The organism is Nocardiopsis suaedae (assembly GCF_027706745.1).
Taxonomy (GTDB): domain Bacteria; phylum Actinomycetota; class Actinomycetes; order Streptosporangiales; family Streptosporangiaceae; genus Nocardiopsis_A; species Nocardiopsis_A suaedae.
Map to the genome: position 1 here is coordinate 13,560 of NZ_JAQFWP010000045.1, position 22,437 is coordinate 35,996.

Consider the following 22,437-nt stretch of genomic DNA (forward strand, 5'->3'; position numbering starts at 1 on the left):
GCACGATGAATCCGCCTGAGCCGCAGACCGACGCGAGCGCCCCGGCCCCCGGGCCGGTGGCCGCCGTGGGCGCGGGGCCCGGCGACGCCGGGCTCCTCACGCTGCGCGGTGCGCAGGTGCTCGCCGAGGCCGACGTGGTGTTCGGGCTGCGCGAGCCGGGGCCGGAGATGGCCAAGCACCGCGAGGCGCTGCTGGCCCACTGCAAGGAGGGCGCCGAGTTCGTCCCCGCCGAGGAGTGCGGGGGCGCCGACGCCGACGCCGAGGCCGTCCGCCGCGCCCGGCAGGGCGCCCGGGTGGCGCGGCTCTACAGCGGCGACCCCGTCTTCGGCTGCCGCGCGGACCAGCTGGCCGAGGCCTGCTCGGCGGCCGGGGTCGAGTTCGAGCTGGTCCCCGGCCTGTCCTCGGTGACCGCGGTGCCCGCGTTCGCCGGGGTGCCGATGATGCCCAAGGGCACCGGCGAGGTACGGGTGGTCAACGGCAAGGACGAGGCCGTGGACTGGGAGCGGCTCGCCGCCGAGCTCTCCGGCCGCGCGGACGCCTCGCTGGCGGTGATGTTCCCCGACGCCCCCGAGGGCGGCCGGCCCGCCGGGCCCGGGTTCGACCGGCTGTGCAAGGCCCTGGTCGCCGGGGGCCACCCCGGCACCACCCCGGTGGCCGTCACCCGGATGGGCGGCACCTCCGAGCAGACCACCGTGGTGTCCACGCTGTCCCGCCTGGTCGCCGACCTGAAGGCGTTCGACGCCAAGGGCCACCACGCCACCGCCCCGGCGCTGTTCATGATGGGCCCCGGGGTGGCCCGCCAGTCCGAGCTGTCCTGGTACGAGTCCCGCCCCCTGTTCGGGTGGCGGGTGCTGGTCCCGCGCACCAAGGAGCAGGCGGCGAGCCTGTCCGACCAGCTCCGCGACTACGGCGCGGTGCCCGAGGAGGTGCCCACCATCTCGGTGGAGCCCCCGCGCACCCCGCAGCAGATGGAGCGGGCCGTGCGCGGCCTGGTCACCGGCCGCTACCAGTGGGTCGCCTTCACCTCGGTCAACGCGGTCAAGGCGGTGCGCGAGAAGTTCGAGGAGTACGGCCTGGACGCGCGCGCGTTCGCCGGGGTCAAGGTGGCCGCGGTGGGTGAGCAGACCGCCGAGCGGCTGCGCGAGTTCGGCATCCAGCCGGACCTGGCGCCGCCGCCCGACCGCCAGTCCGGCGCCGGGCTGGTCGAGGTGTGGCCGCCCTACGACGCCGAACTGGACCCGATCGAGCGGGTGCTGCTGCCGCGCGCCGACATCGCCACCGAGACCCTCTCGGCCGGCCTGGCCGATCTGGGCTGGGAGGTCGACGACGTCACCGCCTACCGCACGGTGCGCGCCGCCCCGCCGCCCGCCCCGGTGCGCGAGGCCATCAAGGGCGGCGCCTTCGACGCGGTGCTGTTCACCTCCTCCTCCACGGTGCGCAACCTGGTGGGGATCGCCGGGAAGCCGCACAACACCACGGTGATCGCGGTGATCGGGCCGGAGACCGCCAAGACCGCCGAGGAGTACGGGCTGCGCGTGGACGTCGTGGCGCCGAAGACCTCGGTTTCGGCCCTGGCGGAGGCGCTTTCGGAGTACGGTGCCAGGCAGCGGGCCGAGGCGCTGGAGGCCGGCAAGCCGGCCCTCAAGCCGAGCCAGAAGCGGCGCGGCCGCCGACGCAAGACGCTGTGACGAAGGGGGACCCGCCGATGAACGCCCGCTTCCCCGCCGCGCGCCCGCGGCGCCTGCGCCGCACCCCGGCGCTGCGCCGCCTGGTCGCCGAGACCCGGCCGCGGCCCGAGGAGCTCATCCTGCCGATGTTCGTCAAGGAGGGCCTCGACGAGCCGAACCCGGTGGAGTCCATGCCCGGGGTGGTCCAGCACACGCGGGAGAGCGTGCGCAAGGCCACCCAGGAGGCCGCCGAGGCCGGGGTCGGCGCGCTGATGCTGTTCGGCGTCCCGCAGTACAAGGACGAGCGCGGCTCGGCCGCCGACGACCCGGGCGGCGTGCTCCAGCGGACCCTGCGCGACCTGGACTCCGACGTCGGCGACGCGATCGTGGTCATGTCCGACCTGTGCCTGGACGAGTTCACCTCGCACGGGCACTGCGGGCTGCTCACCCCCACCGGCGAGGTGGACAACGACGCCACGCTGGAGCGCTACGCCTCGGTGGCGGTGGCCCAGGCCTCGGCCGGGGCCCAGGTGGTCGCCCCCAGCGGGATGATGGACGGCCAGGTGGCGGCGATCCGCGCGGCCCTGGACGGCGCCGGGTACACCCAGGTGCCGATCCTGTCCTACGCGGCCAAGTACGCCTCCGCCTTCTACGGGCCCTTCCGCGAGGCGGCCGAGGGGGCGCCGCGGTTCGGCGACCGCACCGGCTACCAGCAGGACCCGGCCAACGCCTCCGAGGCGCTGCGCGAGGTGGCGCTGGACGTGGCCGAGGGCGCCGACATGGTGATGGTCAAACCCGGCCTGGCCTACCTGGACATCCTGGCCGAGGTCGCCCGGACCTGTCCGGTGCCGGTATCGGCCTACCAGGTGTCCGGCGAGTACGCCATGGTGGAGGCCGCCGCCCAGAAGGGCTGGCTGGACCGCGAGCGCGCGGTGCTGGAGACCATCACCAGCCTCCGCAGGGCGGGTGCGGCGCAGATCCTCACCTATTGGGCGGTGGAGGCGGCGCGCCTGCTGAGGTGACCCGGGGACCGGGGTAGGGACCGGGACGGGGCACCGCAGGACACCGGCCCCGCTCCGGACGGAGACGACGAGCGGGGAGGCCGCGGATGGCGGACGTACTCAACCGGCGGCGGCGCAGGCACGGCCGCGGCGGCGGGCCGGACGGCGGCATGCGGGAGGCGGCGCTGGCCTACGCGGCCCTGGGGTGGCCGGTGGTCCGCGGCGCGGCCCCCTCCACCCTGGGCGGGCGGGCCTGCGGGTGCGACCGCATCGGCTGCCCCGACCCGGCCGCGCACCCGGTCTCGGCGGCCTGGGCGGTGGAGGCCACCACCGACGCCGACACCGTGGACCGCTGGTGGAGCACCGAGCCCGAGGCCAACGTCATCCTGCCCACCGGCCGGGTCTTCGACGTCTTCGACGTGCCCGCCGGGGCCGGGGTGATGGCCATGGCCCGGATGGACCGCGGCGGGGTGAGCCCGGGCCCGGTCGCCGCGGTGGACGCCCGCCGCTACCTGTTCTTCGTGGCCACCCGCTCGCCCGCGGACGAGGACGAGTGGTGGTCGTGCCACCTGGACTGCGTCCCCGAGACCCTGGAGGACACCCCGGGCCTGCGCTGGCACTGCCGGAACAGCTATGTGACGGCCGCACCGTCGCTGATGCCCGGGGGCGAGCGGGTGGCCTGGATCCGCTCCCCGCAGGACGGCCGCACGCTGCCGGACCCGATCGCCGTCCTGGACGTCCTGGCCGACGCCTGCGAGGAGTTCGCCTAGCTCCTTCGGCGATGATCTCGACAGAAGCGCTGTCATTCCTGCGCTTTCGGACGCACTTTCGTCGAGATCATCGGGGGAGGGGGCGCTTCACGGCTCCACGCGCTCCTCCGCGACGAGGATGCCGTCCTGGTCGCTGTACAGCCAGGCCTCCGGGCTGAACACGGTGTTGCCGAAGGCCACCGGCACGTCCAGCCGCCCTGCCCCGGTCTTGGACGACTTGCGCGGGTTGGAGCCCAGCGCCTTGACCCCCAGGTCGAGCAGGGCCAGCTCGGCGGTGTCGCGCACCGCGCCGAAGACCACCACGCCCGCCCAGCCGTTCTCCGCGGCGGCGCGCGCGATCATGTCGCCCATCAGGGCCGTGCGCAGCGAACCGCCGCCGTCCACGACCAGCACCCACCCCTCCCCGGGCTGGTTGAGCTGCTCCTTGACCAGGGCGTTGTCCTCGTGGCACTTGATCGTGGCGATCGGCCCGTGGAAGGTCGCGCGCCCGCCGTAGGACTGGAACTGGGTCTCGCAGCTCTGCAGGGCGTCCCCGTGCGCGTCGATCAGGTCGGCGGTGGCGTAGGCCTCGGTCATGGTCCCCTCGCTTCCCTCGTGGTGGCGTCGTGAGAACGGTATCCGTGCCGGGGAGGGGAGCCCGCGCCGGGGCGCGGCGCGGCCCCGGTGCGCCGGTGCCACACTGGGGCTGTGGCTACACATGAGACATCCGCTGAGCTGTTCCGACGCGCCGCCGCCGTGGTCCCCGGCGCGGTGAACTCGCCCGTGCGCGCCTTCGGCGCCGTGGGCGGCACCCCGCCCTTCATGGCCTCCGGGCGGGGCCCCTACCTGACCGACGTGGACGGCAACTCCTACGTCGACCTGATCTGCTCCTGGGGGCCGCTGCTCCTCGGGCACACCCACCCGGCCGTGGTCGAGGCGCTGCACGCGGCCGCCGCCAAGGGCACCTCCTTCGGCACGCCCAGCGAGGGCGAGGTGGAGCTGGCCGAGGAGATCGCCGCCCGCGCGCCCGTGGACCGGGTCCGGCTGGTCAACTCCGGGACCGAGGCCACCATGTCGGCCATCCGCCTGGCCCGCGGCGCCACCGGCCGCGGCAAGGTGGTCAAGTTCGCCGGGAACTACCACGGGCACGTCGACGCCCTGCTGGCCGCGGCCGGGTCCGGGGTGGCGACCTTCGGGCTGCCCGACTCGCCCGGGGTGACCGGCGCCAGCGCCGCCGACACCATCGTGCTGCCCTACAACGACCCCGAGGCGGTGGAGCGGGTCTTCGCCGAGTCGGGCGAGGAGATCGCCTGCGTCATCGCCGAGGCCTGCCCGGCCAACATGGGCGTGGTGCCGCCCAAGGACGGGTTCAACGCCCGGCTGCGGGAGATCACCGAGCGGCACGGGGCGCTGCTGGTGCTCGACGAGGTCCTCACCGGCTTCCGGGTGTCGGCCTCGGGCTGGTACGGCCTGGAGGGCGTGCGCCCCGACCTGGTGACCTTCGGCAAGGTCATGGGCGGCGGCCTGCCCGCGGCGGCCTTCGGCGGGCGGGCCGACGTCATGGAGCAGCTCGCCCCGTCCGGGCCGGTGTACCAGGCGGGCACCCTGTCGGGGAACCCGCTGGCCACCGCCGCGGGCCTGGCCACCCTGCGCAACGCCACCGACGAGGTCTACGCCCGCATCGACCGGGTGAGCGCCCTGGTCGCCGACGCCGCGGAGCGGGAGCTGGCCGCGGCCGGGGTGCCGCACCGGGTGCAGCGCGGCGGCAGCCTGTTCACGGTCTTCTTCACCGGGGAGGAGGTCACGGACTTCGACGGAGCGCGCAAGCAGGACACCGCCGCCTTCGCCCGGTTCTTCCACGCCATGCTGGACCAGGGCGTGTACCTGCCCCCGGCGGCGTTCGAGGCCTGGTTCTTCTCGGCCGCCCACGACGACGAGGCCGTGGAGCGCGTGCTGGCCGCCCTGCCCGAGGCGGCGCGCGCCGCGGCCCGAGGGTAGCGGCGCCCGACCGGGCGGGCGGCGTCTACCCTGTTCACAGCGGCGCCCCCGCCCGCCCCGCCGCCGGAGCCGAACCCGAACGGAAAGACGTACCCGATGACCGCGACGACCGTCGTCCACCTGCTCAGACACGGAGAGGTGGACAACCCCGACCGGATCCTCTACGGCCGCCTGCCGGACTTCCACCTCAGCGAGACGGGGGAGCGCATGGCCGAGCTCGCCGCCGGGTGGTTCGATGGCCGGGACATCGCCGCGCTGTACTCCTCCCCGCTGGAGCGGGCCCGGGAGACCGCCGCGCCGCTGGCCGAGCGGACCGGTCTGGAGGTGCGCCTGGACGACCGGCTGATCGAGTCCGCCAACAAGCTGGAGGGGCGGCAGGTCAACGGCCGGTCGCTGCGCACCGACCCGTCGGTGCTGCGCCACCTGTACAACCCCCTGAAGCCCTCCTGGGGCGAGCCCTACGGACTGATCGCCGCGCGCATGGTGGCGGTGGTCAAGGCGGTGCGCAAGGAGGCCTGGGGGCGCGAGGCGGTGTGCGTGAGCCACCAGCTCCCCATCTGGACCGCCCGGCGCGCCGCCGAGCGGCGGCGGCTGTGGCACCGGCCCGACCGCCGCCAGTGCAACCTGGCCAGTGTGACGTCGCTGACCTTCGAGGACCAGCGGCTGGTGAGCGTGGGCTACACCGAGCCGGCGGCGGCCCTCTACCGTGCGGGGCCGCAGGTGCCGGGCGCCTGACCTGGCGCGTGTGCGTGCGGCGGAACCGGAGCGGGTAGGCTGGCTCACCGGGTGCGGCACCCCGCCGCCCGTGGCAGGCGCCGCCGCACTCTCCCGACGGGCCCACGCGCCGTCCTCCGGCGTGCTCCCGGTCCCGTCGTGTCCCGATGTCTTCTGCGAGAAGGTGATCGCATGGGTTCCGTCATCAAGAAGCGCCGCAAGCGGATGGCGAAGAAGAAGCACCGCAAGCTGCTCAAGCGCACGCGTGTCGCGCGCCGCAACAAGAAGTAGGCACGCCGCGTCCCTCGCCTCGGCCTCGGCCGGGGCGGAGCGGAGGACACCTGTGATCCCGATGTGTGGAGGCGTGCCCCGATGAGCCGCGTCGTGATCGTCACCGGGGCCTCCCGGTACGTGGGAGCCCGGGCCGCCGAGGTCCTGAGCGCCGACCCCGGCGTCGGCCGGGTGGTCGCCATGGACTCGGCGCCGCCGGGCCGGGGCCTCGGCTCCGCCGAGTTCGTGCCGGTGCGCCTGCACGACCAGAGCGTCGGCGACGTGGTCCGTGAGACCGGCGCCGACACGGTGGTGCACCTGGGCTTCGCCGAGGCCCCCGCCGCCGGGCGCCGCCGCGCCCCCGGCCGCGGCGTGCTCGGCACCCTGCAGCTCCTGGACGCCTGCCAGCGGTCGGAGGCCGTGCGGCGGCTGGTGGTCCGCTCCAGCGCCGCCGTCGGCACCGGCCCAGGCGCCGACGGCGCCGCCGACGCGGACCCCTCGGAGGCCGCCCGCATCGAGCGGCACACCGCCGCGCTGTCCCGCCGCCGCCCCGACCTGTCGGTTGCGGTGCTGCGGTTCGCCGGCATCATCGGCCCCTCGGTGGAGTCCCCGCTCACCCGGTACCTCGGGCTGCGGGTGGTGCCCACCGTGCGCGGCTACGACCCCCGCATGCAGTTCGTCCACCAGGACGACGGGGTGGAGGCGGTGCGCCGGATGGCGCTCGCCGACGACGGCGGCGGGGGCGCCCCCGACGGGGTGTTCGACGTCGCCGCCCCCGGCTCGCTGCCGCTCTCGCACTGCCTGCGCCGCGTGGGGCGGCACCGCTTCGCGCTCCCCGAGCGCGGCCTGAAGGTGCTGCGCGGGCTGGCCCGCCGGGGCGAGGTGGACTACTCGCCCGAGCGGCTCCGGCAGCTGTGCTGCGACCGGGTCCTGGACCCCACCGAACTCGAGCGGGCCATCGGCTGGAGCCCCTCCTACACCTCCCAGGAGGCCTTCGAGAGCTTCCTGGGGGCGGCCGCCTAGCCCCACCCCGCCCGGCCCTGTTTCGTTGATCTCGGGGGGAACGACGCTGCAGGCGCGGTTTTAGGGGCGTTCTTCCCGAGATCAACGCGGGGTCGGCCTGGCGCCGCAGGCTCAGCCGCGCCGGGTGCGGCGCAGCGCGCCCACCGCCAGCCCTCCGGCCAGGGCGCCCGCCGCCGCGGCGGGCACGCCCACGCGCAGCGCCGCGCGGTGGCGGCGGAACTCGTGCACCGGCCACCCGCGCGCCAGCGCCCGGCGGCGCAGGGCGTCGTCGGGGTTGACCGCGTTGGGGCGGCCCACCGCGGTCAGCAGCGGCAGGTCGTTGCAGGAGTCGCTGTAGGCCGAGCACTCGGCCAGGTCGAGGTCCTCGCGCTCGGCGAGGGCGCGCACCGCGTCGGCCTTGGCCGGGCCGTGCATCAGGTCCCCGATCAGCCGCCCGGTGTAGACCCCGTCCACCGTCTCGGCGACGGTGCCCAGGGCGCCGTCCAGCCCCAGCCGGCGGGAGAGGATCGCGGCCAGCTCCACCGGGGTGGCGGTGACCAGCCACACCCGTTCGCCCGCCTCCAGGTGGCGGCGGACCAGCCGCACCGCCCCCTCCCACACCCGCGAGGACATCGACTCGTCGTAGATCTCCTCGCACAGGTCCACGAGGTCGTCCACCCGGTGCCCGGCGACGAACGCGAGCGCGGCCTCACGGGCGGCGTTGATGTGGTCGGGCCGCTCGCTGCCGCCGACCCGGAAGACCGTCTGCCCCCACGCGAACCGCAGCAGGTCGCGGGTGGTGAACAGGTCGCGGGCGGCCAGGCCGCGCGCGAAGTGGTAGATGGACGCGCCGCGCATGACGGTGTTGTCCACGTCGAAGAAGGCCGCGCGGCGCCGCCCCTGTTCTCGGCCGCTCATGGCGTCGAGCCTATGGCCCGGCGGCCGGGGCCCAGTGCGCCCCGGCGCCGGGCGCGCCCGCAGTGAGGTAACTCACAGTCGGTGCGGGTGTGTGGGTCCCCTCCCCCGCGCGGACCGGGCCTTCGGCCACCGCTCCGACCGGCGCGGGAACGCTCCGATTCCCGTTCGGTGCCGATCGTGCAGCATCATTGGCGGGATGGTCGAGGTAGGACTGGCATTCGTCTGCGCACTGGTGGCCTGGAGCGTCACCGCTGCGCTGATCGCGCGCGGGCAGCGCGACGGGGGGACCTACGCGAAGGTGCTCGCGGGGTCCGCGGTCGCCCTCGCGGTCGCGCTCAGCGCCGCGTTCCCCGGTGCGCTGCTCGGTTTCTCCGGGCTCACCTTCCGCATCTGGCAGATCGGCGCGGGGCTGTTCGGCCCCCTGCTGGCCGCCTGGGGTGCGCTGGAGTACGCCGTGGCCTCGCCGCGCGTCCGCTTCGGCGCCCGCCTGGTGGTCACCACGCTCGCCGTGGTGCCCGCGGTGGTGCTGGCGCTGGACCCGGTGCGGTCCGACTTCGGCGGCGGCTACCCCCCGCAGGGCGAGCACTACGACATCATCCCCGGCCTCGCCCTGGCGGCGGTGCACCTGTTCGCGGTCGCGGCCCTGGCCGGGGCCGCGGCGGCGGCCCTGCGCGGGCGGACCCCCGGCCACCGCGCGACGGTGGTGGGGCTGCTCGCGCTCGCCGTGCTGCTGGAGATCGCCGTGGCCCGCCTCGGGCTGGGCGTCTTCGGCCAGGTGCTGATGCTGGGTGCGCTGGCGGCGCTGTGGGCGGCGTTCATGCGGGCGCAGGATCCGCCTGAGGAGCCGCAGGGGCGCCGCAGGGGCCGCCGCCGCGGCGGCGGCCGCGGACGGCGCGGAGACGACGACGCATGGGACGACGACGGGGACGACGGGGAGGACGACGCCGTGTTCGGAAGGCGCCGCAAGGCCGAGCCGGAGGACGACTACGGCTACGAGGACGACTACGGCGCCCCTTACGGCGGCGCCGACGACGACCGCGCCCCCGCGGGCGGGGGCCGCCCCTCCCGGATGCGCGGCGTCATCACCATCTACGCCCTGGCCGAGGGGCGGGCCGACGACTTCGACGACGTGGCCGACCTGGTCGTGGACGAAGTGGCCCGGCGCGAGCCGGACACCCTGCTCTTCGCCTGCCACACCGTGCCCAGCGCCCCCCTGCAGCGCATCGTCTACGCCATCTACCGGGACGACCTGGCGATGGAGGAGCACGAGCAGCAGCCGCACGTGCGCGAGTTCACCCGGCGGGTGGCGCACAGCGTCACCGCGACCAACGTCATCGAGCTCTCCCTCGCGGGCGCCGCGGCCTCGGACCACCTGGCCGACATGCTGATGCCGAGGTGAGGCCGCGGGGGCGGGCACCCGGGGCGTGAAGTACCCTTCCTTGCGGTATACGGTCCGCGGCGCCGGCGCGGGCCCGCCGCCCGCCGGTCCCTCCGGCCCGCGGCGACGCCGAAACCTACGGAGCGTGCTGGAAGCCCCCGATGCGCAAATTCCTCGTCGTCCTCGTTTTCCTGCTGATCCTGCTCGCCGTGGCGGACCGCGGGCTGCACTACGCCGCCCAGAGCGAGATCGCCAAGCGGGTCGGTGCCCAGTACGAGATGTCCTCCGAGCCGGAGGTGTCCATCGGGGGGTTCCCCTTCCTGACCCAGGCGGTCGGCGGGACCTACTCGGAGATCTCCATCGTCACCGGCGCGATGGTCGCCAACGACGTGCAGCTGGAGCGCGTGGACGTGACCGCGCGCAACGTGCACGCACCCCTGTCGGCCCTGATGAGCGAGCCCAGCGCGGTGGCCGAGACCGCCGACGCCCGGGTGATGCTGCCCTACAGCGAGCTGCAGCAGCGGCTGCCCGAGGGCATCGTCATCGAGACCGAGGACGGTGAGCCGCGCATGTCCGGCGACCTGTCGATGGGCGGGTTCAGCCGCCCGGTCTCGGCGGCGCTGGAGATCGGCGCCGAGGGCGACACGGTGACGGTCACCCCGACCGACGTGCGGGTCGGCGACACCGGCACGGACCTGTCCGCGCAGGTCGCCCAGCGGCTCACCGTCTCCTTCACGATCCCGCGGCTGCCGTTCGACCTGCGGATCACCGGCATCGAGGCGCTGCCCAACGGCGTCCAGGTCTCCGCCGAGGCCGAGGACGTGCAGCTCGTCGGCGGGCAGGGGTAGCCGTGTCCGGCCCCGGTCCGGGCGAGGCGCCCCGGCTGGACCCCGCCGCGCTGGGGGAGGCCCCCGGCGAGCGGGCCACCCTGGTCCAGTTCTCCTCCGCGTTCTGCCGCCCGTGCGTGGCGACCCGGCGGGTCCTGGCCGAGGTGGCCGCGATGGTCCCCGGCGTGGCGGCGGTGGACGTGGACGCCGAGTCCCACCTGGAGCTGGTGCGCCGCCTGGAGGTCACCGCCACCCCCACCGTGCTGGTCCTCGACGCCGAGCGGCGGGTGCGCCGCCGGGCCTCCGGCATGCCCCGCAAGGCCGACGTCATCGCCGCTCTGGGCGCGGTCCTGCTCGACGCCGAGGGGCCCAGAGCCTCCTGAGCGGCCCGGAAGCCGGCACTGTGACACCGGCCACGCGTGACAAGGCGGCGGGCGGCCCCGTACGATCAGTGCCGTGGAATCTTTGGCAGGCGCGTTTCTGACGAAGCGGCGGGCGGTGGACTACTGCCACGTCGCCGCCGCGCTCTGTCTGCCTTCCCTGTAGAGCGGTCCTCCGCGCCCCGGCCCCTCCGTCGGCCCGGGCGCCCGGCGCCGCCGATGCCGCGCGTACGACCCGCCACGCCCTCCGGCGCCGCCCACGCGACAGGGAGCATCGCCCATGCGGCTCCACGGCAGGGACGGACGGCCACGACCGCAGCCGTCCTCCGCAGAACCCGCGACCCCGACAGCCGACCGGTACCGGCCGGGCGCGGCGCCGTGCGCGCACCCCTCTCACCGCCGCTGCACGATTCCGATTTATGGAGGTTCCCCATGAGCCGCTCCGACGTCCTGGTGGACGCCGACTGGGTGGAGGCTCACCTGGACGACCCGAAGGTGGTCCTGGTCGAGGTCGACGAGGACACGTCGGCCTACGACAAGGGCCACATCCGCAACGCGATCAAGATCGACTGGAAGAAGGACCTCCAGGACCCGGTCCGCCGGGACTTCGTGGACCGGACCGGCTTCGAGAGGCTGCTGTCCGAGCGCGGCATCGCCAACGACGACACCGTGGTGCTCTACGGCGGGAACAACAACTGGTTCGCCGCCTACGCCTACTGGTACTTCCGCCTCTACGGCCACCAGAGCACCAAGCTGCTCGACGGCGGCCGCAAGAAGTGGGAGCTGGAGTCCCGCGAGCTGGTGGAGGAGGTGCCCGAGCGCCCGGCCACTTCCTACACCGCCGAGGAGCAGGACGCCTCCATCCGCGCGTTCCGCGACGAGGTCGTCGAGGCCATCGGCACCAAGGGGCTGGTGGACGTGCGCTCGCCCGACGAGTTCACCGGCAAGCTGCTGGCCCCCGCGCACCTGCCGCAGGAGACCTCGCAGCGCCCGGGGCACATCCCCACCGCCCGCAACATCCCGTGGGCCAAGACCGCCAACGAGGACGGCACCTTCAAGTCCGACGAGGAGCTGCGCGAGCTGTACACGGAGGCCGGGGTGGACCTGGGCTCCGACATCATCGCCTACTGCCGGATCGGCGAGCGCTCCTCGCACACCTGGTTCGCCCTGCACGAGCTGCTGGGCCTGGACAACGTGAAGAACTACGACGGCTCCTGGACCGAGTACGGCTCCCTGGTGGGGGTCCCGGTGGAGCTGGGGGAGGCCAAGTGAGCGCGGACGGATGCGGCGCCCCGGTCGGCGGGGTCGCCATCGCCGAGGGCGATGCCAAGGACCAGGCGGTCATCGAGGGCGTGGTGACCCGCGCCGGCGCCCCGCTCAGCGGTGCCTACGCGCGGCTGCTCAGCGGTGACGGCGACTTCGTGGGCGAGGTGGCCACCGGCGAGGAGGGGACCTTCCGGTTCTTCGCCGCCGACGGCGACTGGAAGGTGAAGGTCCTGGCGTCCCAGGGCTTCTCCGCCGAGTACGCCGTCGAGGCGCAGGTGGGCAAGCGCGTGGAGCTGCGCGTGGAGGCCTGAGGCCGAGAGGGCGCCTGAGAGCGCCGAGGAGGCGGGGCACCGGAAGGTGCCCCGCCTTCCGTCGTTCCTCCCGAGATCAACGCGGGGCAGGCCGGATCATAGGACTGTATGCAGGGACGCTAGGGTGGGGCCGATCCCATGTCCAGCATCGCCTTCTTCGCCGTCCTGGCCGCCGCCCTCCTGCACGCGGCCTGGAACGCCATCGCCCACGCCGTCACCGACCGCCTCATCGGCTTCGCGCTCATCGGCGGCGCCGGAACCGTCGCCGGGGCCGCCACCGCCGCCTACGCCGGGGTCCCCGACCCCGCCTCCTGGCCCGCGCTGGGGCTGTCGGCGGTGCTGCACGTGGGCTACATGGGCTTCCTCATGCTCTCCTACCGCCTGGGCGACTTCGGGCAGGTCTACCCGCTGGCCCGGGGCACCTCCCCGTGGCTGGTGGCCATCGGCGCCGCCGTGCTCGTCGGCGAGACCCTCACCCCCGTGCACCTGGCCGGGGTGCTGGTGGTCTCGGCCGGGCTGACCGCGCTGGTGTTCGCGGGCGGGACGCCCGGCCGGGCCCAGCTCCCCGCGCTCGGCGCCGCCCTGCTCACCGGCGTCATGATCGCCGGGTACACCGTGGTGGACGGCATCGGGGTGCGGGCCTCCGGCGACCCGCTGGCCTACCTCGCGTGGCTCATGGTGCTGGAGGGCCCATGGTTCCTCATCGCCGCCGCCGTACTGCGCCGCGGCGCCCTGCCCGCCCAGCTGCGCCCGGTGTGGCGGATCGGAGCCGTGGGCGGCGTGATGTCCATGGCCGCATACGGCCTCGTGCTGTGGGCCCAGACCATGGGGAACCTGGCCGCCGTGGCCGCACTGCGCGAGACCGGCATCGTCTTCGGCGCGGTGATCGCCGCCGTGGTCTTCCGGGAGGGGCTGGGCCGGGTGAAGGTCGTCTCGGCGGCGGTCGTCGCCGCCGGCATCGCCCTGCTCAACCTCTGACGGGCGCCGGGGGGCATTTCCGGCAAGGTCGTGACAACTCGTCCTCGCCCTGACAGCATTTCCCCACACGCGCTGTGATCACCAGGAGGTGCGGCGGTGGCGGTCCGATCCCCCCGGCAGCGGACGGTGCGCATCGGCTGGCGGCACGCGGTGCCGGTGCCCGACCCCGGCGCGCCTCCCCGCAGGCCCGCTCCGGCCGACCGCACCGACGCCGCCCGCGCGTCCACCCGCCGCGGTTCCGAGGCCGCCACCGACCGCCCGCTGAAGGCGGCCCTGTGCGGCCTGGGCGCCGTGGCCGCACTCGCCCTGGGGCTGTGGCCGCTGCGGGTGCTGCCGGGGCTGCTGGCCTTCGCCGCCGTGCTGGCCTGCCTGGCCGTGGCCGCCCCGATCGTGGTGGCGCTGCTGCAGAGCCGCGCGGTCGCGGCCGAGCGGGCCGCGCGCGAGCGGGAGCGCCTGGCCGAGCGGCGCCGCGCCGACGAGGAGGACCTGCGCCGCCGCCAGGAGGAGCACGCCGAGGAGTACCGGCGGTGGAGGGTCCGCCGCCGCGCCTTCGAGGCGCAGCCGCGCTGGTACGCCTTCGAGCCGCCCGCCGGGGTGCGCGCCGTCGTCGTGGTCGGCGGCACCGACGCCGGGTGGTCGGCGCTGCTGACGGGGCTGGGCGCGGCCCGCCTGGCCGACGGCGGCGGCCTGTCCGTGGTCGACCTGTCCGGCCGCGCCGTGGCCGGGGACCTGGTGGCGCTGGCCCGGCACTGCGGTGCGCGGGCCCGGGTGCGGGTGCTCCCCGCCGACCTGCCGCGGCTCACCCTGGGCACCGGCCTGGAGGCCGGGGAGCGGGCGCGCACCCTGGCCGCCGTGGCCGCGGCCGCCGACCCCAAGTCCGACGCCGAGCGCGACCGCGGCCTGCTGGAGGACGTGCTCGGGGTGCTCGGCGCCGCCGCCGGGACCGACGCCGTGCTGGCCGCCCTGCGCGCGGTGGCCGCCCCGGACGACGACGCGCACGACGACCCCTCGCTGGAGCTGCTGGACGCCGAGCGGCGCGCGGCCGTCCGCGCGGCCTGCGGCACCGACCGGGCCACCGCCGACCGCGCCTGGGAGCTGGAGCGGCACCTGGCGCCCTTCGAAGGGGTCGGCTCACGCGCCGAAGACGAGCCCCCGGCGCAGGTGAGCGTGCTGGCCACCGACCGGGCCGCCGGGGAGGTGGCGGCCCGCGCCTACGGGGCCTACGCGGTGGCGGGGCTGTGCCGCCTGCTGGAGCGCGGGGAGGGCGGCGCCCCCTGGAGCAGCGGGGCGGTGGCGGTGTGCGGTGCCGACGCGGTGCCCGCCGCCGAGCTGGACCGCCTGGAGGAGGCCGCCGCCCGCGCCGGGGCGGGCCTGGTGCTCGTCTTCCCGGAGGCCGGGGACGAGGCGATGGCCCGGGTGGACGGTCCCGGCCGGATGCCGGTGGTGATGCGCCAGCCCGGCCCCCGCCCGGCCGCCCGCCTGGCGGAGTGGTTCGGCGAGGTGCCCGAGGTGCGGCTGCACCGGCTCTCCGAGGTGATCGGCGAGGCGCTGAGCGGCAGCGTCGCCGACGGCTACGCCGAGCAGGAGGATCCGGCGCGGGCGGCGACGGTGCCCACGGCCGTGCGCGCCCCGGCCCCGGTGGCCCCGCTGGACCTGGTGCGCCACCTGCGCGCCGCCTCGGCGTGGGGCCGGGCCACCGCCCAGGCGGCGCCGGTGGACGTGGACGGCGACCCGCGGCCGCTCCGCGCCGACGTGCACGGCCTGCGCTCGCTCCCGCCGACGGCGATGCTGGTCCCCGGGGAGGGCGGCGCTGTGCTGGCCGACGCCAACCCGGGCATCCTGACGTTGGCGACCGCCACCCTGGCCACGGTGGAGGAGGGGCTCCTCGGCGGAGCCGTGCCGGTCGAGGGCGGCGGCGGGCCGACGGACGACGGGGACCCGCCGGCGAACCTGGGGCCGCCCCCGGAGCGCCTGGACTGGCGCGGGGAGGCGGACGGCGCGCGGTAGGGCGGTGTCCGTGGGGCGTGCCACGGGCCGCGGGCAATACCCTTGGATACCGAAGCCTGTGGCCGGCGGTGCCCCCGCGGCCCCGGGCCGGTGCTCCCAGTGGAAACCTAGTGGGGATCATGAGCGAACTTCCCTTGCGTGCCCAGCTCGCGTCCGTCCTGGGCAAAAGCGCGGCGTCGCTGTCCCGGGCCACCGGCCGCGGGGACGGCTCGGTCATCGGCGGGCGCGTGGCCCTCAAGGTCGAGCCCGACCTGCTCGGCAAGCTCGCCCGGGGGCGGAGGCTGACGCTGGTCAGCGCCACCAACGGCAAGACCACCACCACGCGGCTGATCGCCGCCGCGCTGCGCGAGCTCGGCGACATCGCCACCAACGAGCAGGGCGCCAACATGCCCACCGGGCACATCACCGCCCTGGCCAACAGCCCCGACGCGCGCAACGGCGTGCTGGAGGTCGACGAGAAGTACCTCCCGCAGGTGATCAAGGCCACCAACCCGGCGGTCACCGTGCTGATGAACCTCAGCCGGGACCAGATGGACCGCGCCTCGGAGATCAACCTGCTGGCCAAGAAGTGGCGGGACGCACTGCGCAGCAGCGAGACCCACGTGGTGGCCAACGCCGACGACCCGCTGGTCGCCTGGGCGGGCCTGGGCGCGCGGCACGCCACCTGGGTGTCGGCCGGGCAGCGCTGGAAAGAGGACTCCTGGTGCTGCCCCGAGTGCGGCGGCCACCTCAAGCGCGACCCCGACCCCTACTGGGAGTGCCCCGAGTGCGGGCTGGCCCGCCCCGAGGCCTCCTGGGCGGTGGACAACGACGACGACGTCGTCGTGGACCCCAACGGCGTGCGCTTCGGCATGCAGCTGAACCTGCCCGGCGACGCCAACCGCTCCAACGCGGCCGTCGCCATGGCGGTCGGCGCGGCCTACGGCATCCACCCCAAGCAGTCGCTGCCGCGCCTGCGCGAGATCCGCTCGGTGGCCGGGCGCTACACCTCGGTCGTCACCCACGGCACCGAGGTGCGGCTGCTGCTGGCGAAGAACCCGGCCGGGTGGCTGGAGTCCTTCGCGGTGCTCGGCCCGCCCGACGTTCCGGTGCTGCTGTCGGTCAACGCCCAGGTCCCCGACGGCAAGGACACCTCCTGGCTGTGGGACGTGGACTACACCGTGCTGGCCGACCGCAGGGTGTTCGTGCTCGGCGAGCGCCGCACCGACCTGGCGCTGCGGCTGGAGACCGACGGGGTGCCCTTCGAGGTCGCCGACCGGGTGGACGACGTGGTCGGCCGCCTCAAGGCCGAGCGCCCCGACCTGCCCAAGGTCGACGTCATCGCCAACTACACGGCCTTCCAGCAGATCCGCGCGGCCTACGGCCGCGTCCAGTAGGCGACGAGGACAGGTGAGATGAGCGACACGAGCAGCGCCCTGCGCATCGTCTGGATCTACCCGGACCTGCTCAGCACTTACGGGGACCAGGGCAACGTGCTGGTCCTCAAGCGCCGCGCCGAGCTGCGGGGCATCCCCACCGAGACGGTGCGGGTGCTCTCCAGCGACCCGGTGCCCGAGCAGGGCGACGTGTACCTGCTCGGCGGCGGCGAGGACCGCCCGCAGACCCTGGCCGCCCAGCGGCTGCGCTCCGACGGCGGGCTGAAGCGGGCCGCCGAGGCGGGCGCCGCGGTGTTCGCGGTGTGCGCCGGGTACCAGATCGTCGGCGAGAGCTTCGGCGACGACGACGACAACCCGCTGCCCGGGGTGGGGATCCTCGACGTGCGCAGCGGCCGGGGGGAGACCCGCGCGGTCGGGGAGATCGTCGCCGACGTGGACCCGGCCCTGGGGGCCGGGCGCATCACCGGCTTCGAGAACCACCAGGGCCGCACGGCGGTCGGGCCGTCGGCGCGCCCGCTGTCGGCCACGGTCGCCGGAATCGGCAACGGCAGCGGCACCGAGGGCGCCGTCCAGGGGCAGGTGCTCGGCACCTACCTGCACGGCCCGGCCCTGCCGCGCAACCCCGCCCTGGCCGACATGCTGCTGAGCTGGCGGGTGGGCGAGCTGGCCCCGCTGCCCCCGGCCTGGGGCGAGCGCCTCCACGAGGAGCGCCTGGCGGCGGCGCTGCAGTAGGGCCCGGGTCAGCCCGTTTCGAGCAGCAGCAACAGCCCCGCCAGCAGGGCCACCGCCGCCGGGAGGACCGTGTACCCCAGCGCCTCGCGGTTGAGGTCGGCGCGCACCAGCTCCCGGTGGGTGCGGGTGGACAGGGTGAGCGGGGTCTGCGGCGACGACGCCAGGCGCACCTCGCCGTCCTCCCCCCGCACCGGGGCCCCGCGCACGAACAGGGTCTGGCCGGGCAGCACCGCCCACTCCCGGTAGCTCACGCCCGGGGTGAGGCCGCTGGGGGCGGCGGCGTCCAGGGTGGCCGTCCCCGACGGCGGCCGCGTGGGCACGTCCTCGCGCCCGTGCGCGGCGGCCGAGGGCACGAACCGGTCGTAGTGCGGCTCGGCGTCCTCCACGTCGGCCCCGGCGGGCACGCAGTGCAGGGAGCCGCGGCCGTCGCGGAGCCGGAACCCGGCCTCCGACTGCTCCAGCAGCAGCCGGTCGGGCTGCAGCCGGTCCCCGGCCGTCGTGCGGTAGTGGTGGTGCACCGCCTCGATCCGGTACCACACGCACGGGGTCCGGGAGAACGGCGCCGTCAGCGGCCCCTCCGGCCCCGGCTCGGCGGTGGCCGCCACCTCCACGGCCGGGGGCGGGTCCGTCAGGCCCCGGAGCTCCTCGGTGGTCAGCAGCGGGGTGTTCTGCAGCCGGAGGCGGTGCCGTCTGGCCTTGAGCGCCCGCAGCAGCAGGTAGGCGCCGAGCCCGATCAGGGCCAGTGCGATCAAGTGCAGGGTCGCCGCGATTCCGTCCACCGTCGCCTCCGTGGGCAGGTCCAGGTCACCGGGCCCGTCGGCGGTGGCGGGCCCGCATCAATGCGTATACCCGCGTTCGGTGCCGGGGCAATGACCCACGGTGTACAGGTTTCGCTAAGACGGCGGAAGGGTAGGACAGCGCCCTTTCCTATCGCGGCGTGCGGCGCAGGCCGATGTTCGCGTTCGCCCCGGTGTCCGGCGGCACCACCACCTCCTGGGCGGCGGCCACGCCGTCCACGGTGAACTCGGCGTCCACCGGCACGTTCCGCTTCACCAAGCCCAGCGCGACCGGCCCGAGCTCGTGGTGGCGGGCCGAGGTGCCGACGAACCCGACCGAACGGCCGTCCAGCTCCACGGCCGCGCCGCGCGCGGGCAGCCGCTCGGCGGTGCCGTCCAGGTGCAGCATGACCAGGCGGCGCGGCGGGCGCCCCAGGTTGTGCACCCGGGCCACCGTCTCCTGCCCGGGGTAGCACCCCTTGTCCAGGTGGACCGCGCCGCCCACCCAGCCCGCCTCGTGCGGGATGGCGCGCTCGTCGGTGTCCAGGCCCTGGCGCGGGCGGTGCGCGGCGATGCGGGCCGCCTCATAGGCCCACAGGCCGGCCGGGCGGGCCCCGGCGTCGGTCAGCGCGGAGGCGACCGCCGCGAGGGCCCCGCGCTCGACCAGCAGGTCCGTCTCATCGCCGGCGCGGCGGACCGGGGCGTCCCCGACCGCGTCGGCCGCGGCCTCAAGGGCGCGCCGCCGGTCGGGCCCGGTGAGGGTGAGCACGGCCCGGGCGTCGGTCAGGTCCTCCACCTCGACCCGCATCATGAAGCGCATCCTGTCCAGGAAGCCGGCCAGCTCCGCGCCCTGCCCGGGCTCGGTGTGCAGCCACACGGCGGCGCCGTCCTCCAGCACCGCCATGTGGTGGCGGATGCGGCCGTTGGCGTCCATCAGCAGGGCCTCGGAGGCCGTCCCGGGGGCCATGCCCTCCATCGCCTGGCTGGTGAGGCTGTGCAGCAGGGTCAGCCGGTCGGGGCCCACCACCCGCACGACCGCGCGGTCGGAGCGGTCGGTCCAGGCCGAGGCGCGCTCCATCGCGCGCCCCTCCTGCACGGGTTCGCCGTAGTGCGCGGCGACGTCGGCGTCGGGTGCTTCGGCGGGGACCGCCCCGGGGCGGGCCAGCAGCGGAGAGCTCATACCCCCGAGCCTATGCGGTCGCGCCCGTCCCGGTCGTCCCGGCTCCGGCCGCGTCCGCCTCCTCCGCCGCGCACTCCCGGCACAGCCCGTAGACGGTCAGGTGGCGGGCGTCGGCGCGGAAGCCGGACTCGGCGGCCAGGCCGCGCACCAGGCCGTCGGCGAGCTCCAGCGGGGCGTCCGAGGCGGTGCCGCAGCCCCGGCACACCACGTGCAGGTGGTCGGCGTCCTCGGTGAGGTGGTAGGAGGGCGCGCCGTGTCCCAGGTGGGTGTGGGTGACCAGGCCGACCCGCTCCAGCAGGTCCAGGGTGCGGTAGACGGTCGAGGTGTTCAGCCCTTCGGCGGTCTCGCGCACGCGGTTGCCGATGGCCTCGGGGGTGGCGTGCTCCAGCTCGCGCACCGCCTCCAGCACCAGTTGCCGCTGGGGCGTGACGCGGTAGCCGCGGGAGCGGAGCTCTTCCCGCCAGGTGCGGTGGGACATGTCACCGAGTCTACGGCTCCGCGGGGGTGCGGGGGCGCCGCCCCGGCGGGGGCGGAGGGGCCGGTGCGACCCCCGTGGAAAAAACCCTTTGCCCCTCCGAGAGCCCCGGACGTAGTGTCGGTCCCACGCTAGAAAGGAGGTGGTCCTGAAGATGATTTCTCTTAGGACTTGCGAGGTGGCCGCCCGCTAGGGCGTCCGTTGGCGCGGATCGCCACTGGCGAATCCAAAGCGGACCACCGAGGCCCCTGGGAGGCCGGACTTTGTCCAGCCGGCCCCGCCGCGAGGCGGAGGAACCCCGGGGGCCTTCTCGCGTCCCCTGAACGGCGCGGACCCTCAGTCCTCGCCGCCGCCCGCCTTCTTGAGCTGGGCGGACATGTACGAGCGCAGCTCGTGGCCCTGGGCGGCCATGTCCCACGCGTAGCCGAGGATCTCCCGGTCGTCCCCGAACAGCCCGTAGAGCCGGTGCCCCGCGGTGACCTCCAGGCCGGTCTCGGTGCGCAGCACCGCGTCGGTGGACATCTCCACCCGGTTGGCGAACACGTTGCCCAGGTAGACCTCGTTGAAGCCCTCCGGGTGCGCGATCAGCGCCTCCACGTGGACCGGCGGCACGTCCTCGCCCGCGCCCTCGGGGCGCTCGGTGCCCGGCGGGCGCACCCGCCAGTAGCCGCTCTCGGAGGTGACGTACTCGCCGAGCGTGCCGTCCCGGTTCATCCGCCAGGCCTGCGCGCTGTAGGCCAGGAACGGGCCGCCCTCGTAGGAGAACTCGACCCGCTGGCCGAACTGGAACTCCTCGGTGCCCTCGTAGCCTGCGACGCCCACGCCCTCCCAGCGGCCGATCAGGAAGGACAGCTTTTCGAGATCGGGGTGTAGATCCGGCTGCATAATGTCCGAGGGTAGCGGCGCCGGAACGGTGCCCCGGTCACCTCTGGCCCGGGCGCGCCCCTCCCGCGGCGCCGGGGGAGGGCTATGGGCCGCCCCACAGCGGCTCCCGGGGCGCGGCCGCGCCCGGAGCTGGTAAAGAAGAGGGGCACGACAGCGGGACGACGAGCGGGGGACGGGGACCTAGACGATGGTGGTGATCGGGGCGGTCCTCATCGCCGCCGCAGCGGTTCTGGCCGTCCTGGCGGCGCGGGCCGTGCGCCGGTACGCGGCCCAACGGGGGATCGAGCGGGTCCGGCCGCGCGCACTGGCGGCGATGCGGGGCGAGGACGTGACCCTCACCGGGACGGCGGCGGCCGGCCCGGACGGGGCCGCCGAATCGCGGCTGGCCCGGCTGCCCTGCGTCTGGCACGGGCACGGTGTGCTGCGGCACTACTGGCCGGTGGAGTCCGAGGCGGAGGGCGGCGAGCGCGACCGCCGCGCCGACTCCATCGCCGAATACACCTCCGAGGAGCCGTTCGCCCTTCTCGCCCCGGGCGAGAAGGGCGCGGCGGCGCCGGTGCTGGTGGACCCCGCCGACGCCGAGGTCATCGGCGCGGACCTGGCGCTGCAGCGGGTGGTCGGCCGCCCGGAGAAGGGCGTCAAGGCGCCCGCGGACGACCTGCTGCCCCGGGTCAAGGGGCGCATCTGGGGGCTGTTCCGCGGCGAGACCATCGAATTCGAGTACCGCGAATGGGTGCTGCGGCCGGGCGACCCGGTGGCGGTGTCCGGCCGGGTGGAGCTGCGCGGCGGCCGGCCCGTGGTCGCCGCGCCTCCGGACGGGCGGGTGCGCATCGAGCGGCTGGGCACGGCGCCCGGCGGCCCAGGGGCCGCGCGGAGCCGCCGCCAGGCGCTGCTGTTCGGCGGCGGCACCCTCGCCTCGGCCTGCGCCGGACTGCTCATGGTCCTCGGCGCGGTCTGACGGACCCGGGCACTAGGGGGTGTTGTGCGGATCACGACCTACTGCGCGACGCCCGGGCACGCCCCTCGCTGCGTCCTCATCGGTCGACAGCGCACCCAGGCTGACTCCCTCTTCGTCCTTGCGATGAACGCACCTGGACGCCGCTCGCTACGGCCATGATCCGCACAACACCCCCTAGGGTGGCCCCCATGACGCGGACGATGGTGATCAAGGTCACGGCGGGCGACGAGGCCCCCGAGCGGTGCAATCAGGGGTTCACGGTGGCCGCGGCGGCGGCCGCGGCGGGGGCGCGGGTGTCGCTCTGGCTGACCGGGGAGGCCGCCTGGTTCGCGGTCCCCGGCCGTGCGGAGGCGTTCGACCTGCCGCACGCCGCCCCGCTGGCCGACCTGCTGGAGGGCGTACTGGCGGCCGGGACCGTGACCGTGTGCACCCAGTGCGCGGCCCGGCGCGGCCTGGCCGAGGACGACCTGCGCCCGGGGGTGCGCATCGCCGGGGCCCCCACCTTCGTCGAGGAGGCCCTGGCCGAGGGCGCCCAGGCGCTCGTGTACTGATCCGCCCCCGGAACGACGGGGCCCGCCGTGCGGGGCAC

General features: G+C 75.4%; 24 protein-coding genes. 18 read left to right on the forward strand and 6 right to left on the reverse strand.

Going from position 1 to position 22,437, the window contains the following annotated elements; all coding sequences use genetic code 11:
• The first annotated feature begins 5 nt into the window (after positions 1-5).
• From O4U47_RS21005 to O4U47_RS21015, 3 genes are all read left to right on the forward strand, one after another.
• Entirely contained in the window at positions 6-1,688 is a 1,683-nt protein-coding gene (locus tag O4U47_RS21005) for a bifunctional uroporphyrinogen-III C-methyltransferase/uroporphyrinogen-III synthase (protein WP_270679629.1), read from the forward strand.
• A 17-nt stretch (positions 1,689-1,705) separates the two neighbouring features.
• A complete protein-coding gene (hemB, locus tag O4U47_RS21010) occupies positions 1,706-2,689 on the forward strand; it encodes a porphobilinogen synthase (RefSeq protein ID WP_270679630.1) in 984 nt (327 codons plus the stop codon).
• Between the two features lie 86 nt (positions 2,690-2,775).
• Positions 2,776-3,438: a bifunctional DNA primase/polymerase gene (locus tag O4U47_RS21015; protein WP_270679631.1), complete on the forward strand. Its 663-nt coding sequence runs from the start codon at positions 2,776-2,778 to the stop codon at positions 3,436-3,438.
• An 87-nt stretch (positions 3,439-3,525) separates the two neighbouring features.
• On the opposite strand, the gene rraA is transcribed toward O4U47_RS21015, so the two are convergent.
• Complete coding sequence (gene rraA / locus O4U47_RS21020; RefSeq protein ID WP_270679632.1) at positions 3,526-4,014, reverse strand: ribonuclease E activity regulator RraA; 489 nt, start codon at positions 4,012-4,014, stop codon at positions 3,526-3,528.
• A 111-nt stretch (positions 4,015-4,125) separates the two neighbouring features.
• Between rraA and hemL the strand changes: the two genes are divergently transcribed.
• The 4 genes from hemL to O4U47_RS21040 all read left to right on the forward strand — a co-directional run bounded on the left by hemL (position 4,126) and on the right by O4U47_RS21040 (position 7,422).
• Positions 4,126-5,415, forward strand: a complete 1,290-nt coding sequence (gene hemL / locus O4U47_RS21025; protein WP_270679633.1) for a glutamate-1-semialdehyde 2,1-aminomutase — start codon at positions 4,126-4,128, stop codon at positions 5,413-5,415.
• A 96-nt stretch (positions 5,416-5,511) separates the two neighbouring features.
• Positions 5,512-6,150: a histidine phosphatase family protein gene (locus O4U47_RS21030; RefSeq protein ID WP_270679634.1), complete on the forward strand. Its 639-nt coding sequence runs from the start codon at positions 5,512-5,514 to the stop codon at positions 6,148-6,150.
• A gap of 171 nt (positions 6,151-6,321) precedes the next feature.
• On the forward strand, positions 6,322-6,420 hold the full coding sequence (locus O4U47_RS21035; protein ID WP_013155353.1) for a 30S ribosomal protein bS22: 99 nt from the start codon (positions 6,322-6,324) through the stop codon (positions 6,418-6,420).
• Positions 6,421-6,501: 81 nt separating this feature from the next.
• On the forward strand, positions 6,502-7,422 hold the full coding sequence (locus O4U47_RS21040; RefSeq protein WP_270679635.1) for an NAD-dependent epimerase/dehydratase family protein: 921 nt from the start codon (positions 6,502-6,504) through the stop codon (positions 7,420-7,422).
• 111 nt (positions 7,423-7,533) lie between these two features.
• Here the strand turns inward: O4U47_RS21040 and O4U47_RS21045 are convergent, their stop codons facing one another.
• On the reverse strand, positions 7,534-8,319 hold the full coding sequence (locus tag O4U47_RS21045) for an HAD family hydrolase (RefSeq protein ID WP_270679636.1): 786 nt from the start codon (positions 8,317-8,319) through the stop codon (positions 7,534-7,536).
• Positions 8,320-8,515: 196 nt separating this feature from the next.
• On the opposite strand from O4U47_RS21045, the gene O4U47_RS21050 reads away from it, so the two are divergent.
• From O4U47_RS21050 to O4U47_RS21090, 9 genes are all read left to right on the forward strand, one after another.
• The gene (locus O4U47_RS21050; RefSeq protein ID WP_270679637.1) at positions 8,516-9,718 is read left to right on the forward strand and encodes a putative quinol monooxygenase; all 1,203 of its coding nucleotides are present in this window, start codon (positions 8,516-8,518) and stop codon (positions 9,716-9,718) included.
• Between the two features lie 140 nt (positions 9,719-9,858).
• Positions 9,859-10,545 (forward strand): LmeA family phospholipid-binding protein, encoded by a 687-nt coding sequence (locus O4U47_RS21055; protein WP_270679638.1) that lies wholly within the window; start codon positions 9,859-9,861, stop codon positions 10,543-10,545.
• Positions 10,546-10,547: 2 nt separating this feature from the next.
• Positions 10,548-10,907: a thioredoxin family protein gene (locus O4U47_RS21060; protein ID WP_270679639.1), complete on the forward strand. Its 360-nt coding sequence runs from the start codon at positions 10,548-10,550 to the stop codon at positions 10,905-10,907.
• A 429-nt stretch (positions 10,908-11,336) separates the two neighbouring features.
• Positions 11,337-12,176, forward strand: coding sequence for a sulfurtransferase (locus tag O4U47_RS21065; RefSeq protein ID WP_270679640.1), 840 nt, complete (start codon positions 11,337-11,339; stop codon positions 12,174-12,176).
• On the forward strand, positions 12,173-12,481 hold the full coding sequence (locus O4U47_RS21070; RefSeq protein ID WP_270679641.1) for a DUF1416 domain-containing protein: 309 nt from the start codon (positions 12,173-12,175) through the stop codon (positions 12,479-12,481). Before O4U47_RS21065 ends, O4U47_RS21070 begins: the two co-directional genes overlap by 4 nt.
• Positions 12,482-12,619: 138 nt before the next feature.
• Positions 12,620-13,459, forward strand: coding sequence for a DMT family transporter (locus O4U47_RS21075; protein ID WP_270679642.1), 840 nt, complete (start codon positions 12,620-12,622; stop codon positions 13,457-13,459).
• 96 nt (positions 13,460-13,555) lie between these two features.
• Positions 13,556-15,466 (forward strand): hypothetical protein, encoded by a 1,911-nt coding sequence (locus O4U47_RS21080; protein ID WP_270679643.1) that lies wholly within the window; start codon positions 13,556-13,558, stop codon positions 15,464-15,466.
• A 119-nt stretch (positions 15,467-15,585) separates the two neighbouring features.
• On the forward strand, positions 15,586-16,842 hold the full coding sequence (locus O4U47_RS21085) for a MurT ligase domain-containing protein (protein WP_270679644.1): 1,257 nt from the start codon (positions 15,586-15,588) through the stop codon (positions 16,840-16,842).
• Positions 16,843-16,860: 18 nt separating this feature from the next.
• On the forward strand, positions 16,861-17,574 hold the full coding sequence (locus O4U47_RS21090; RefSeq protein WP_270679645.1) for a type 1 glutamine amidotransferase: 714 nt from the start codon (positions 16,861-16,863) through the stop codon (positions 17,572-17,574).
• Between the two features lie 8 nt (positions 17,575-17,582).
• Here O4U47_RS21090 and O4U47_RS21095 read toward each other — a convergent pair whose 3' ends face one another.
• The 4 genes from O4U47_RS21095 to O4U47_RS21110 form a co-directional block, all read right to left on the reverse strand.
• A complete protein-coding gene (locus O4U47_RS21095; RefSeq protein ID WP_270679646.1) occupies positions 17,583-18,353 on the reverse strand; it encodes a GIDE domain-containing protein in 771 nt (256 codons plus the stop codon).
• A gap of 148 nt (positions 18,354-18,501) precedes the next feature.
• Positions 18,502-19,530, reverse strand: a complete 1,029-nt coding sequence (ygfZ, locus tag O4U47_RS21100; RefSeq protein WP_270679647.1) for a CAF17-like 4Fe-4S cluster assembly/insertion protein YgfZ — start codon at positions 19,528-19,530, stop codon at positions 18,502-18,504.
• Positions 19,531-19,540: 10 nt separating this feature from the next.
• Positions 19,541-20,008, reverse strand: coding sequence for a Fur family transcriptional regulator (locus tag O4U47_RS21105; protein WP_270679648.1), 468 nt, complete (start codon positions 20,006-20,008; stop codon positions 19,541-19,543).
• Between the two features lie 333 nt (positions 20,009-20,341).
• A complete protein-coding gene (locus tag O4U47_RS21110; RefSeq protein WP_270679649.1) occupies positions 20,342-20,890 on the reverse strand; it encodes a nitrobindin family protein in 549 nt (182 codons plus the stop codon).
• Between the two features lie 187 nt (positions 20,891-21,077).
• On the opposite strand from O4U47_RS21110, the gene O4U47_RS21115 reads away from it, so the two are divergent.
• Positions 21,078-21,848: a GIDE domain-containing protein gene (locus O4U47_RS21115; protein ID WP_270679650.1), complete on the forward strand. Its 771-nt coding sequence runs from the start codon at positions 21,078-21,080 to the stop codon at positions 21,846-21,848.
• 188 nt (positions 21,849-22,036) lie between these two features.
• A complete protein-coding gene (locus tag O4U47_RS21120) occupies positions 22,037-22,399 on the forward strand; it encodes a DsrE family protein (RefSeq protein ID WP_270679651.1) in 363 nt (120 codons plus the stop codon).
• Positions 22,400-22,437 lie beyond the last annotated feature (38 nt).